Here is a 13,663-nt window from a genome sequence, read left to right as displayed (position 1 = left end):
ATTTAATATTCACTTTCCTTTCTTAACCTTCTCTTCTCACGCATTGTTGAAACAATGTGATGAATAGCCGCAACCGGATGATGAAACATCATTCTCGGTCCTGAAAATCTCATTACTGCTTTTATCTTTCCCCTCATCTCCTGATTATAGCAATGTACCTTGCAGTTAGCACAGAATGTCTTAGTTTCCATAAATGGGCATTTATCACTTCTTAATCCTGCATACTCAGCAAGCTCCTGACACTCAGCACACAAGCCATTTTTATTGATACTGCCCTTATTATATTTATTATGATGATTTTTCTTACAATATAACGCTATCATATAAGAAACCATCTGCTTCTCTTTTTCTCTCTTTTTATTAATATCTGTCTTTTTCATAATTATTAACTCATTCGCCCATTCTCTACGGAATATATCTTATCCGTAATTCTCATAGTTGACTGTCTGTGTGACACCATCACAACCGTCTTATTCTGTCTTTCCTCATTAAGCGATTTAAGGATAACCGCCTCGTTAAGACTGTCAAGATTGCTTGTAGGCTCATCTAAGAGTATTAAAGGTGCATTATGAAGAAATACCCTCGCAAGTCCTATACGCTGTTTCTCTCCTCCCGAAAGTGTATCTCCCAATTCTCCTACAGGTGTATCATAGCCCTGTGGAAGCGACTGTATAAAATCGTGTATGGAAGCTTTCTTGCAGGCATTCACAATTTCTTCATCTGTCGCATCAAGCTTTGCAATTCTTATATTGTTCTTTATGCTGTCGTGAAACAGATGTGTATCCTGTGTCATAAAACCTTCCATATCCCTTAAGTTAGAAGTGTTAATATTCTTAATATCACTGCCTGAAATACTTATTCTTCCTTTATCTGTATCCCAGAAACGCATAAACAGCTTAAGAAGCGTTGACTTTCCGCTTCCGCTCTTTCCTATTATTCCAGTTATTTCACCCTTCTTAATATCAATACTGAAATTATCAAGTATAGTTTCTTCTCCATAGGCAAATGTAACATCTTCCGCATTAATACCTTCAAATTCAATTTCTTTATTACCCGTAAGTTCCTCTATAACCGGTTCTTCATCTAATATATCAAGAACTCTGTTACCTGCCGCAAATGTACTCTGCAATGTACTTCCTAACGCCGCCAGCGCCACTGCCGGTCCAAATGATGAGAATAATGCAATAGTAGTAAGGAGTACACCATCAAAGCCTATAATACCGGCATAATAAAGCTTAACACCTGCAAGAAGCATAATTATGTCAAATACCAGTATACACACATTAGTAACCGCTGTATTAACACCAGACACATTCTTCATTCTTCTTGCATCTTCTGATAAATCATCTGTCCTGCCATTCATAAGTTCAAGACGTTTAGCACCATTGCCATACTGTATTGTCTCAGAAGCACCTCTTAGGCTTTCAAGCACGAAGCTGCTGAGTTCTCCCGACTTAGTTCTGTATCTTAAACCATCATCTCCGCTTGCCTTAGATGCAATAAGCGGTATCGCAACACCTACACATATATACGCTATAAGTGCAATAAGTGCCAGCGACCAGTGAAATGAGCCTATATAACAACACATAATTATTGTATACAATACAGCTATCGCAATAGGTGATATTGTATGTGCGTAGAACACCTCAAGAAGCTCTATATCCGAAGTTATTATAGATATAAGATCGCCTCTGTCCCTGCCCTCAAGCCTGGCTGGACAAAGCTTTCTTAATGCCCTGAATACTTTATCTCTTATTATTGCAAGTAACTTAAATGCTATAAAATGATTACACGACTGTTCTGCATATCTGAAACCTGCCCTTACAAGTGCGAACACAATTACGCACACGAATATCACACCAAGTGTGAGTCCTGTATCATACCCTGATACATCGAGTATTGCATAACCACCGAATATTGTTATAAAAGAAGCACATAAATGTCCTGCAAGTCCCATAAGAATTGCCACCGCCATATAACCGGCAAGCGGTTTTACAAGACCTATAAGCCTTAACATTACATTTAATCCACTACGTCCGGATTTTCCGTCTGAACTATTAACAATATGCTTATTATTATCCACCTTACCCATATTTATGCCTCATTTCCTGATGTTCTTTTTTCAACATTATCTTTAAAACCGTAATTCTCAAGCTCATACTGTACATTCCATAATCTTGAATATACTCCATTTTTTGCTAAAAGCTCATTATGCTTTCCAGCCTCTGCAACTCTGCCAGCTTCAAGCACATATATATTGTCTGCATTAACTACATTAGCAAGTCTGTGAGATATAAGAATCACTGTTTTAGTCTTTGCAAGATTAAGCACCTCTCTCATAATATCGTCTTCGCTCTCCATATCAATGTTAGAAGTTGCCTCATCAAATATATATATATTTCTGTCATGCATAAGTGCCCTTGCAAGTGCAAGTCTTTGCCTTTGTCCACCCGAAAGATTAGAAGCCTGTTCATTAAGCTTCATATCAAGTCCGCCCTCAGACATAACAAAGTCATATAGATTAACTCTTTTAAGAACATCTAACATATGCTCATCTGTCGCTTCCGGATAAGCAACAATAAGGTTATCCCTTATCGTACCTTTAAACAGATAGCTCTGATGGCTTATATATGTAACATTTTGCATTAGTGAAGCCTCGCTTATATCAGAAAGCTTCTCACTTCCAATCCTGATATCTCCTATATAACCCTTATTGCGGTGCATAAGTATTCCTGCAAGCGTTGATTTACCACAGCCGCTCTCACCGACAATCGCTGTAAAGCTCTTATCAGAAAATGTCATATCAACACCTTTAAGAATTTCCCTGTCTTTCTCATACGAAAAATGTACATTTTTTAATTCTATATTTTCATTGGCCGGAAACTCATTGCTTCCTTTATCCTCTTCCTCAAGTGCAAGAAAATTAAATATCTTATCACTTGCCGCCATTCCATTCATAGCTATATGAAAGAATGAGCCAAGCTGTCGCATTGGAATAAAAAAATCCGCTGATAAAAGTATAATCAGAAGACAGCCTGCCAGATTAATATTACCATCACTAAACTGCGTCACAGAAAGAATAATTCCAAGAGCTGCTCCTCCATATGCAACAAAATCCATTATTGTAATAGAATTAAGCTGCATTGTAAGCACTTTCATTGTTATCTTTCTGAACTTTTCTGACTCCTCGTTCATCTGTATGTTCTTATAATCATCTGCCTGATATATCTTTAAAGTTGTAAGCCCTTCAAGATTTTCCAAAAATGTGTCGCCAAGAGCTGTATATTGTGACCAGTATTTAGATAAAAGCTTCTTGGCCCAGGTCTGCACAAATGCAATTGATATTGGTATAAGCGGTACGCATATAAGCAGAACTACTGCCGAAACCACATTTATAGTGCATATGCAAACAAATAATGTAAGCGGTGCAAGCATAGCATAAAAAAACTGGGGCATATATGCTCCAAAATATGTTTCAAGCTGGTCTACACCTTCAACTGTAACCTGTACAAGTTCTGATGTCTTAACCTTCTCATTATATGATGCTCCCATACGAAGAAGCTTTTCATATATCATCTGTCTTAAATTTCTCTTTACTGTCTTAGATGACAGATAGCTCATCTTTGATGAACCAATATTACAAACTGCCCTTACAATAACGCATACTATAAGACTTATCACCATAGCTGCCATACTAGAAAAATTATATTTTCCTATTCCACTGCCACCGTCTATAAGGCCCGCAATAAATGTTGTTATTATCGTCATAAGCACAATATTAGAAACCAGAGCCAGCCATTGGAATATGACATTTCCTGCTATATATTTTTTACTCTCAGGTATTGTCTGAATTAATTGTTTCTTTATCATCGATACGTCCTCTCTAATTACAGTTAGTGTTATTAAACTTAATTATAATTTATCTTAATATCACGCATTATGTCAAGATGCAAAGTATTACCATTTTATAAATAAAAAGAATGTGCAAAGCACATTCCTGCGCCGAGCATAGTCGCTTGCGGCAAACTACTTCTTCGTGCGAGTGCACATCATCAGCACATAGTGCCTTTTATGTAATAGGAAATTCTAATATAATTTCCTATTACATAAAAAAATCCCCTTATGAGCCGTTCTCTCATAAGGGGCAAAATTCATAGCTGCTTATGCTATGATGAAAGGAGGGAGAATTCACCTATAATTAAAATAATTGATGAATTCAATATGAAAAAAAATAATCTTGTAAAAAGTATTTGTAATGGTGTATTTAAAATAGCATATTGTATTTGATTTTTCAAGATGTTTTATGTAATTTCACCGATATTTACAATAACAACGTATTTTACTTGTGCACATTTCACAATCAGTCCACAGATACTACACAATTAAACCACTATTTTTGTAATAAAATTACATAAAAAAAGAACGCAAACGCGTTCTTTTACAGTAGTAGCGAGAGAGGGATTTGAACCCACGACACCACGGGTATGAACCGTGTGCTCTAGCCAACTGAGCTATCTCGCCATATATTATATTGTATGCAAACCACATACATTAGGACTTAATGTCCTAAGTGGGACCTACAGGGCTCGAACCTGTGACCCTCTGCTTGTAAGGCAGATGCTCTCCCAGCTGAGCTAAGATCCCGTTCGCTTTGTTAGTGTTTCGTGTCTCACGAACACTGCTTCGCTATTATAATATTAAAATGCACTATTTGTCAACTACTTTTTTCAAAAAAACGCAAAAAAAATACAATTTTTTCTTTTTTTATTATCTGTAGAAAAAATGGCTTGTTTTGCGGCACTTACAGACTTTTATACCAGTGCATTCAATATGAATAATAATGACCGCCACATATTCATATACATTTAATGCAGCAGTCATTATTATAATTATAGTTCTTATTTAACCTGACAATGTTACTTATATATACATTTATCTGATATATACCTCAATCTGATATATACGATTTATACATTAATCTGAGCTGTAAGACCAAGTATATCTGCGTTATCATCAAGTATTGGCTTAATAACATCTTCAAGGTATTCATCAACCTGCTCTCTTGAACGTCCAACATACTTAATTGGGTCAAGCTTAGCCTGAAGCTCTTCAAGAGTAACTCCAAACATTGGATCATCTGCAATAAGCTCAAGAAGATTATTATCAAGGCCTTCCTGCTTAACTCTCTTGCCAGCTATCATTGAAAGTTCTCTTATTCTTTCGTGAAGTTCCTGTCTGTCTCCACCAGCCTTAACTGCATCCATCATAATGTTCTCTGTAGCCATAAATGGAAGCTCTGCCATCATATGCTTAATAATAACCTTGTCATATACAACAAGTCCATCAACAACATTAAGGTAAAGATCAAGTATTCCATCAACTGCAAGGAAGCCTTCTGGTACAGAAAGTCTTTTATTAGCTGAGTCGTCAAGTGTTCTTTCAAACCACTGTGTGCTTGATACTATAGCTGGGTTAAGGGCATCACAAAGTACATAATCTGCAAGTGAAGCCATACGTTCACTTCTCATAGGATTTCTCTTATATGCCATAGCTGATGAACCTATCTGTGACTTCTCAAATGGTTCTTCAACTTCCTTAAGGTGCTGTAATAATCTTATATCATTAGAGAACTTATGTGCTGATGCAGCAATGCCTGCAAGAACATTAAGAACTCTTGTATCAACCTTTCTTGAATATGTCTGTCCTGATACTGGAACACACGCCTCAAAGCCCATCTTTGTGGCAATCTTCTTATCTATCTGACGAATCTTATCCTGATCTCCATTGAATAATTCAAGGAATGAAGCCTGTGTACCTGTTGTTCCCTTACAGCCTAAAAGCTTCATTGTTGATAATACATAGTCAAGATCTTCTAAATCCATAACTAATTCATTAAGCCATAATGTAGCTCTCTTTCCAACTGTTGTTGGCTGTGCTGGCTGAAAATGTGTGAAAGCAAGTGTAGGCTGTGCTTTATATTTGTCAGCAAACTTAGAAAGTTCGTTAATAACATTAACAAGCTTCTTACGAACAAGCTTTAAGCCCTCTGTCATAATTATGATATCTGTATTATCACCAACATAACAAGATGTAGCACCAAGATGAATTATTCCCTTAGCCTTAGGACACTGAAGACCATAAGCATATACATGTGACATAACATCGTGACGTACTTCCTTCTCACGCTTCTTCGCATCTTCATAGTTAATGTCATCCTGATGAGCCTTAAGTTCATCAATCTGCTCCTGTGTGATTGGAAGTCCTAATTCTGCCTCTGTTTCAGCTAATGCAATCCATAACTTTCTCCATGTCTTAAACTTCATATCCGGAGAGAAAATGTACTGCATCTCTTTGCTTGCGTATCTTTCTGCAAGTGGTGTCTGATATCTGTCGTTCATTCCTGCAATCCGCCTTTCTTAAATTGTCATAATTCTTATAATTGTAGCCGGCTATTATTAACCATCAATACAGCATATATAGAATATACTGAACACTACTTATTAGATTGTACCATATATATTCTATTCATTCAATATGATGTCAGTCCTCTTTTATTTTTCCATTTTCAACATTTGGCTTGATAAAATTGTTATACGCATAATCCCACAAAGTCTCTGAACCATCTTTAGTATTCTCATTTCTTTTAAGTATCTGATTTAAGTGGACACATTTTTCTTCCCAGCTTCTTCCACCAGAAGCATTATTAAGCATTACAGGCTGTATATTATCAAGTGTCCTTGCAAACTTTGCCTCAGGTGTCTTTCTTTCCTCGAATTCGTCCCAAAGCCCTCTCATATATTCAGCCTGGTCACTTGGAAGAAGCCCGAATATTCTGTCTGCAGCAGTTAATTCTCTCTGTCTCTGTGTCTTCTTGCCATCCTCATCATATGCGTAAGTATCACCAGCATCAATCTCTACTATATCGTGTATAAGAAGCATTGTCATAGTCTTTAACACATCAATCTTTTCATTAGAATACTCGCTTAACAGCACCGACATAATTGCCATATGCCACGCGTGTTCAGCATCATTTTCTTTCCTTGAAGCATCTGCAAGATATGTCTGTCTTCCTATAAGTTTCTCTTTATCAATCTCCTCTATAAATTTTATCTGTTTAATTAATCTGTCCTGATTATTATTCTCTTGATTATTATTCTGTTTATCATCTTGATTATTATTAGTCTTGTAATTATTATCCTGACTACTATTTTTCATTAATTATTCTCCCCGATATTAATATTTAAAAAACGCGCAAAGCACATTCCCATAGTAAGTATGGTCGTTTGTGACAAACCATATCATCGCACGAATATACATCATCGGCATATAGTGCTTTCGCGTAACAACGAATTCTACCGTAATTCCCTATTACACAAAAAGGGAGGGCTTTACCCTCCCAATCCGGTTATTTTAACCCATCTCGCCACGAATATCTATTTCTGGTGGTTCAATTGGATAATTACCTGTAAAGCAGGCATCGCAGAAGCCTGTCTGATTACATATCATTTCACTTAATTTATCTGTTTCAAGATAGCCAAGAGAATCTGCTTCTATGTACTTGCAGATTTCATCAACTGTTCTTCCTGATGCTACAAGCTGATCCTCTGATGGTATATCAGTACCAAAATAGCAAGGATGAAGGAATGCTGGAGAACTTATTCTTACATGTACCTCCTTAGCTCCTGCCTGTCTTAAAAGATTAACAATTCTGCGGCTTGTTGTTCCTCTTACAATAGAATCATCTATCATAACCACTCTCTTGCCTGCAACTTCCTCTTTTAACACGTTAAGTTTAACCTTAACACTCGACTCTCTCTGCTCCTGCTTTGGCTTAATAAATGTTCTTCCAACATAATTATTCTTTATAAAAGCATTACCATAAGGAATACCTGACTCCATAGAATAACCAAGTGCTGCTGGATTTCCTGATTCCGGAACACCTACAACTAAGTCTGCTTCTACTGGATGTGTCTTTGCAAGTATACGACCAGCATTAACTCTTGATTCATATACTCCCATACCATCTATCCTGCTGTCAGGTCTTGCAAAATATATATATTCAAATATACACCTTGCTGTATTCTTCTGACAGAGTGATGTATCTGACTGTATCCCATCTTTAGTTATTGTAACTATCTCTCCTGGTAATACATCTCTTATAAACTCAGCACCTACTGTATCAAGTGCACAAGTCTCCGATGATAAGAAATATGTATTGTCTCTCTTTCCTATACAAAGAGGCTTGAAACCAAATGGATCTCTTGCTCCGATAAGCTTTCTAGGACTCATCACTATAAGCGAGTATGCACCCTTAATCTTCTTCATAGCATTTTTAACAGCTTCTTCTACCGTAGGTGTATTAAGTCTTTCTCTCGCTATTAAATACGCAATAACTTCTGAATCAATTGTAGTCTGGAATATAGCACCTGTATATGAAAGTTCTTCCCTTAATTCAACCGCATTAAGAAGGTTACCATTATGTGCCATTCCAAGTGTACCCTTAACATAATTTAATACAAGTGGCTGTGCATTTTCTCTTGTAGAACTTCCTGCTGTAGAATAACGGACGTGTCCAACACCGATGTTACCCTTTAACTTCTCTAAATTCTCAGAATTAAACACTTCATTCACAAGTCCCATATCCTTGTGGGAAAGGACCTTTCCCTTAGGGCCTTCTGTATCACTCACAGCGATACCACAACTTTCCTGTCCTCTGTGCTGTAATGCAAACAAGCCATAATATATCGTTGACGCAATATCTCCGCAATCAAAGTCATATGCGCCAAACACTCCACATTCTTCGTGAAGCTTTCTGTCATCAATATAACTGTCGTTCATATATACCTCTGTCTTAGTATTCGTATTAGCAATGTAATCAAATTAGAAATCTTCACCTGTAAGAAGCTTATATGCCTCTTTGTACTTTTCTACTGTCTTGTTAATGATATCATCTGGAAGAAGATAATCACTATCAGGGTTAGCAAGAAGCCAGTTTCTAACGAACTGCTTATCGTAAGATGGCTGTCCCTGTCCTTTCTTGTATCCTTCTAATGGCCAGAAACGTGAGCTGTCTGGTGTAAGCATTTCATCACCGATTACAACTTCGCCATTCTCATCAAGACCAAATTCAAACTTAGTATCAGCAATAATAATTCCCTTGCTTAAAGCATATTCTGCACACTTCTTATAAAGTGCTATTGTAGCATCCTTAATCTTAGTTGCATATTCAAGACCCTTGCCTGGGAACTTCTTCTCTAATACCTCAATACTCTGCTCAAATGAGATATTCTCATCATGGTCACCGACCTCAGCCTTAGTACTTGGTGTATAGATTGGCTCAGGAAGCTTCTCTGACTCTTCAAGGCCTTCTGGAAGCTTAATTCCACAGACTGTACCATTCTTCTGATAGCTTGCCCAGCCGCTTCCTGTTATATATCCTCTAACGATGCACTCGATTGGAAGCATAGTTAACTTCTTGCACATCATACTTCTTCTTGCATACTTTTCATTCTGGAAGAATTCCGGCATATCATTAACATCAACAGATATCATATGATTAGGAATAACATCCTTAGTATAATCAAACCAGAATTTAGACATCTGAGTAAGAATTGCACCCTTATCTGTGACCTTATTCTTTAAAATGTGGTCAAATGCTGATATACGATCTGTTGCCGCTATAACAAGCTTATCTCCTATATCATACACTTCTCTTACTTTGCCTTCATAAAGTAACTTAAACTTTTCCATGATCGCATCCATCCTTTTAAATTATAGTAATAGTGAATTTAATTATACACTCAACAACTAAAAATTATATAACAGTACACTACCAAAATCAATAGACAATACTTGCATATTATTCTTAAAAATTGTATTATTATAGAAAATCTTTATACAATATGTTTTATTTATTCAACTTTTTTATGTATTCAGATTATTATACGCAATTGTAGATGGAGGATTGTACTATGAATGATGGAATTGAAAAAAGACGCTATAACCGCCACAAGGCGAATTTAACATTAAATGTGTCTAAGCTTTTTAATCAGGATTACATCAATATAAGAAATCTCGACTCACCTATAAATATAACTGATATATCAAAAGGTGGAATCGGCTTTCGCTCAAAAAGCATTTTACCTTTAGATTTCTATTTTGATGCTGTGTTACAGTTAGATGATGAAAAAGACCCAATAAACTGTGTTGTCAAAATCATCCGCTGTCAGCCAGTAGATAACTCAGACCTCTACGCATACGGCTGTGAATTCGTAGGAATGTCACCCGTCATAGGTGACACTGTAGACAACTACAGCTCACACACCGAGCCCCCACAAGCCTAATAACCCAAGTGAAATAATTCACACTAAACAGTGGAATAACCCACACAGAATAACCCCAAACATATAAATCCAAATATATATTTTAGTATATTTTCATCAAAAAAGAGAGGCGGTACCCCCCCTCTCTTTCTGTTTATCTGTCTATCTCCAAATACATTTAACAAAATATGTTCACCACTCCAGCCCCGCAACCATCGCAGTCCGCCAACGCACAGATTGGAGAAACCGGCGGAAGCATAAAAAGACGATGGGGAGCCGCCGGCACTTAAGCGCTGTCCTTTGGCGCTTTAGTACCGCTGCGAGCGACACTCAGTGCAAACGTGTCTTTGTTGCTTCCGCCGATTTCTCCAATCGTCCGTCCGCCGTCCGCCGCACTCTGCACCTTGCCACTTCCCACATCGTCTTTGTTAAACATATTCCTAAAATCTACAGCAGTTCTTTTAAAAGCTTATTAACCATTCCCGGATTAGCCTTACCCTGCATAGCCTTCATAGTCTGGCCCACAAGAAATCCTATAGCTTTCTCCTTGCCTGCTCTGTAATCAGCTACTGACTGTGGATTATCAGCTATAACCTTCTCAACAGTTGCCTTAAGTGCACCTTCGTCATTAACCTGCTTAAGTCCATGTTCTTCAATATACTTATCTGGATCAATATCCTCATCAAATATTTTCTCGAATATTTCCTTAGCAACGTTACTGTTTATAGCACCCTCATCTGCAAGTTCAATAATCCTTGCAAGACTCTTAGGTGAGAATGCGATATCCTCAGGATCCATATTCTTTTCCTTTAAAATACGCATAGTCTCAGTAATAAGCCAGTTAGATACTTTCTTTGGCTTATTGCATAAGGCTGTTGTTTCTTCAAATATATCAGCAAGCTTCTTAGAATCTGTAATCATATTGATATCATAATCAGGAATTCCGAACTCTTCCTTATAACGAAGCATTTTCTCATCCTTAAACTCTGGCTGTGCTTCCCTGATAGTATCAAGCCATTCTTCGCTTATGTGGATTGGTACAAGGTCTGGATCAGGGAAATATCTATAATCCTGTGCATCCTCTTTAGAACGCATAGCATATGAATATTCCTTATCATCATTCCATCTTCTTGTTTCCTGAACAACCTGTCCACCAGCTTCAATTATATCTATCTGTCTTGCTGTTTCAGCCTCAATAGCTCTCTGGATAGCTGAAAATGAGTTAAGATTCTTAGTTTCTGTTCTTGTACCAAACTCTGTACTGCCTTTTTCTCTTACAGAAAGATTGACATCAGCTCTCATAGAACCTTCCTGTAACTTGCAGTCAGATGCTCCAAGATACTGGATAGTATTTCTTAACTTAGTAAGATAAGCAATAACCTCTTCTGCATTTCTCATATCTGGCTCAGATACGATTTCTATAAGAGGCACACCTGAACGGTTATAGTCAACATAGGATACATCCTCCCACTCATCGTGTATAAGCTTACCTGCATCCTCTTCCATATGAATCTCGTGAATTCTTATAGACTTCTCTGTTCCATCTTCAAGCTTTACATCTACATGTCCATCACGGCATATAGGCAGATAAAGCTGTGATATCTGATAATTCTGTGGATTATCAGGATAGAAATAATTCTTTCTATCAAACTTGCAGTCTCTTGTTATAGAGCAGTTAGTTGCAAGACCAACCGCCATAGCATACTCTACTACCTTCTTGTTAAGAACTGGAAGAGAGCCTGGCATACCTGTACAAACAGGGCATGTGTGTGTATTAGGTGCTCCACCAAATGCTGTTGAGCAGCCACAGAATATCTTAGTCTTTGTAGCAAGCTCAACGTGAACTTCAAGACCAATAACTACTTCATAATCTTTCATTGCCTGACCTCCTCCTTATTCAAATCTTCCTCGTGCCTGCTCATATGAGTATGCAGCACGTATTATATTATTTTCCTTAAAGCAGTCACCTATAAGCTGTACACCTATTGGAAGCCCCTTAGAGTCCTTTCCACAAGGTACACTTATTCCTGGAAGACCTGCAAGGTTAACTGATATTGTATATATATCGCCAAGATACATCTTGATAGGGTCTGCTAAAGATGAGCCTATCTTAGGTGCAGTTGTTGGTGCAACAGGTCCAAGTATTACGTCATACTTTGCAAATGCTTCATCAAATGCTTTCTTAATAAGAGCCTTTACTCTTAATGCCTTTAAGTAGTAAGCATCATAATAACCTGAGCTGAGTACAAATGAACCAAGCATTATTCTTCTCTTAACTTCTGGTCCAAAGCCCTCTGAACGTGTCTTCTTATACATATTGTGAAGACCATCATACTCACTTGTCCTGTAACCATACTTAACACCATCGAATCTCTCAAGGTTAGAGCTTGCCTCAGCGGCAGCTATTGTATAATAAGTAGGTATAGCGTACTCTACAAGGCTTAAGTCGAATTCTTCAACTATGGCACCCTTTTCTTCAAGCACCTTAGCTGCCGACATAACAGCTTCCTTAACCTCAGGATCAAGTCCATCTCCAAAGTAATCTCTTGGAATACCTATCTTAAGTCCCTTAACATCATCTACTAAAGCCTTTGTAAATGCTGTATCTTCTCTCTTTACTGATGTAGAATCCTTATCATCCTTTGCTGCTATTACCTCCATAATAGTAGCACAGTCTGTTACATCCTTACATAATGGTCCTATCTGATCAAGTGATGAACCATAAGCTATAAGTCCATATCTTGAGACAGTACCATAAGTAGGCTTCATACCTACAACACCACAGTAAGATGCAGGTTGTCTTATAGAACCACCTGTATCTGAACCAAGTGCCGCAAAGCATTCATTTGCTGCAACTGCTGCAGCTGAACCACCTGATGAACCACCAGGAACGTGCTCTGTATTTCTTGGATTCTTAGTTGCTCCGAATGCACTTGTTTCTGTTGTTGAGCCCATGGCGAACTCATCCATATTAGTCTTACCGATAATAACTGCGCCTGCCTCCTGAAGTTTTATAACTGCTTCAGAAGAAAATGTTGGAACAAAGTTACCGAGTATTTTAGAAGAACATGTTGTAAGCATGCCTTCTGTACACATATTATCCTTAATAGCAAAAGGTACACCAGCTAAAGGTCCCGTAAGCTTTCCAGCCTTGATATCATCGTCAGCCTTAGCTGCTGCCTGTAATGCTTTTTCCTTGTCAAATGTCACATAGCAGTTAAGCTTGTCTTCAGACTTTTCAATCTGAGCAACAACAGCCTGCATAGCTTCTACCGCTGTCACTTCACCTGCCTTAATCTTTGCAGCAAGTTCAACGGCTGTACAATCTAATAAACTCATAG

The 13,663-nt window shown here is 37.6% G+C and carries 10 protein-coding genes and 2 tRNA genes; 1 reads left to right on the top strand and 11 read right to left on the bottom strand.

Annotated elements, in window-relative coordinates; genetic code table 11:
• Positions 1 to 2: 2 nt before the first annotated feature.
• The 9 genes from WMO14_RS06235 to WMO14_RS06195 form a co-directional block, all read right to left on the bottom strand.
• The gene (locus WMO14_RS06235) at positions 3 to 380 is read right to left on the bottom strand and encodes a nitrous oxide-stimulated promoter family protein (protein ID WP_055176389.1); all 378 of its coding nucleotides are present in this window, start codon (positions 378 to 380) and stop codon (positions 3 to 5) included.
• 5 nt (positions 381 to 385) lie between these two features.
• Positions 386 to 2,092, bottom strand: coding sequence for a thiol reductant ABC exporter subunit CydC (gene cydC, locus WMO14_RS06230; protein ID WP_349153478.1), 1,707 nt, complete (start codon positions 2,090 to 2,092; stop codon positions 386 to 388).
• 2 nt (positions 2,093 to 2,094) lie between these two features.
• On the bottom strand, positions 2,095 to 3,870 hold the full coding sequence (locus tag WMO14_RS06225; protein WP_055176394.1) for an ABC transporter ATP-binding protein/permease: 1,776 nt from the start codon (positions 3,868 to 3,870) through the stop codon (positions 2,095 to 2,097).
• A gap of 577 nt (positions 3,871 to 4,447) precedes the next feature.
• Positions 4,448 to 4,521, bottom strand: a tRNA-Met gene (locus WMO14_RS06220).
• 50 nt (positions 4,522 to 4,571) lie between these two features.
• Positions 4,572 to 4,644: transfer RNA gene (locus tag WMO14_RS06215), tRNA-Val, on the bottom strand.
• A 323-nt stretch (positions 4,645 to 4,967) separates the two neighbouring features.
• Positions 4,968 to 6,398 carry an adenylosuccinate lyase gene (gene purB / locus WMO14_RS06210; protein ID WP_349153477.1) on the bottom strand — a complete coding sequence of 477 codons (1,431 nt, stop codon included), beginning with the start codon at positions 6,396 to 6,398 and terminating at the stop codon, positions 4,968 to 4,970.
• Between the two features lie 142 nt (positions 6,399 to 6,540).
• Complete coding sequence (locus tag WMO14_RS06205) at positions 6,541 to 7,215, bottom strand: HD domain-containing protein (RefSeq protein ID WP_349153476.1); 675 nt, start codon at positions 7,213 to 7,215, stop codon at positions 6,541 to 6,543.
• A 195-nt stretch (positions 7,216 to 7,410) separates the two neighbouring features.
• Positions 7,411 to 8,838, bottom strand: a complete 1,428-nt coding sequence (purF, locus tag WMO14_RS06200; RefSeq protein ID WP_055306770.1) for an amidophosphoribosyltransferase — start codon at positions 8,836 to 8,838, stop codon at positions 7,411 to 7,413.
• Positions 8,839 to 8,880: 42 nt separating this feature from the next.
• Positions 8,881 to 9,762 carry a phosphoribosylaminoimidazolesuccinocarboxamide synthase gene (locus tag WMO14_RS06195; protein ID WP_439655290.1) on the bottom strand — a complete coding sequence of 294 codons (882 nt, stop codon included), beginning with the start codon at positions 9,760 to 9,762 and terminating at the stop codon, positions 8,881 to 8,883.
• A 209-nt stretch (positions 9,763 to 9,971) separates the two neighbouring features.
• On the opposite strand from WMO14_RS06195, the gene WMO14_RS06190 reads away from it, so the two are divergent.
• Positions 9,972 to 10,343 (top strand): PilZ domain-containing protein, encoded by a 372-nt coding sequence (locus tag WMO14_RS06190; RefSeq protein ID WP_349153474.1) that lies wholly within the window; start codon positions 9,972 to 9,974, stop codon positions 10,341 to 10,343.
• Between the two features lie 426 nt (positions 10,344 to 10,769).
• On the opposite strand, the gene gatB is transcribed toward WMO14_RS06190, so the two are convergent.
• Together gatB and gatA are read right to left on the bottom strand one after the other, a co-directional pair.
• A complete protein-coding gene (gene gatB, locus WMO14_RS06185) occupies positions 10,770 to 12,200 on the bottom strand; it encodes an Asp-tRNA(Asn)/Glu-tRNA(Gln) amidotransferase subunit GatB (RefSeq protein ID WP_349153473.1) in 1,431 nt (476 codons plus the stop codon).
• Between the two features lie 15 nt (positions 12,201 to 12,215).
• Complete coding sequence (gatA, locus tag WMO14_RS06180; RefSeq protein ID WP_349153472.1) at positions 12,216 to 13,661, bottom strand: Asp-tRNA(Asn)/Glu-tRNA(Gln) amidotransferase subunit GatA; 1,446 nt, start codon at positions 13,659 to 13,661, stop codon at positions 12,216 to 12,218.
• Positions 13,662 to 13,663: the final 2 nt, after the last annotated feature.

It is taken from the genome of Lachnospira rogosae (ex Hitch et al. 2025) (assembly GCF_040096455.1).
GTDB lineage: Bacteria > Bacillota > Clostridia > Lachnospirales > Lachnospiraceae > Lachnospira > Lachnospira rogosae.
Note: the sequence above shows the minus strand (reverse complement) of the source record. Positions and strands in the feature narration are given on the sequence as shown.

What these genes read in the sequence shown, in the direction of transcription:
- WMO14_RS06235 (WP_055176389.1), bottom strand. Translation starts at nt 380, where the DNA reads ATGAAAAAGACAGATATTAATAAAAAGAGAGAAAAAGAGAAGCAGATG.
- cydC (WP_349153478.1), bottom strand. Translation starts at nt 2,092, where the DNA reads ATGGGTAAGGTGGATAATAATAAGCATATTGTTAATAGTTCAGACGGA.
- WMO14_RS06225 (WP_055176394.1), bottom strand. Translation starts at nt 3,870, where the DNA reads ATGATAAAGAAACAATTAATTCAGACAATACCTGAGAGTAAAAAATAT.
- purB (WP_349153477.1), bottom strand. Translation starts at nt 6,398, where the DNA reads ATGAACGACAGATATCAGACACCACTTGCAGAAAGATACGCAAGCAAA.
- WMO14_RS06205 (WP_349153476.1), bottom strand. Translation starts at nt 7,215, where the DNA reads ATGAAAAATAGTAGTCAGGATAATAATTACAAGACTAATAATAATCAA.
- purF (WP_055306770.1), bottom strand. Translation starts at nt 8,838, where the DNA reads ATGAACGACAGTTATATTGATGACAGAAAGCTTCACGAAGAATGTGGA.
- WMO14_RS06195 (WP_439655290.1), bottom strand. Translation starts at nt 9,762, where the DNA reads ATGGATGCGATCATGGAAAAGTTTAAGTTACTTTATGAAGGCAAAGTA.
- WMO14_RS06190 (WP_349153474.1), top strand. Translation starts at nt 9,972, where the DNA reads ATGAATGATGGAATTGAAAAAAGACGCTATAACCGCCACAAGGCGAAT.
- gatB (WP_349153473.1), bottom strand. Translation starts at nt 12,200, where the DNA reads ATGAAAGATTATGAAGTAGTTATTGGTCTTGAAGTTCACGTTGAGCTT.
- gatA (WP_349153472.1), bottom strand. Translation starts at nt 13,661, where the DNA reads ATGAGTTTATTAGATTGTACAGCCGTTGAACTTGCTGCAAAGATTAAG.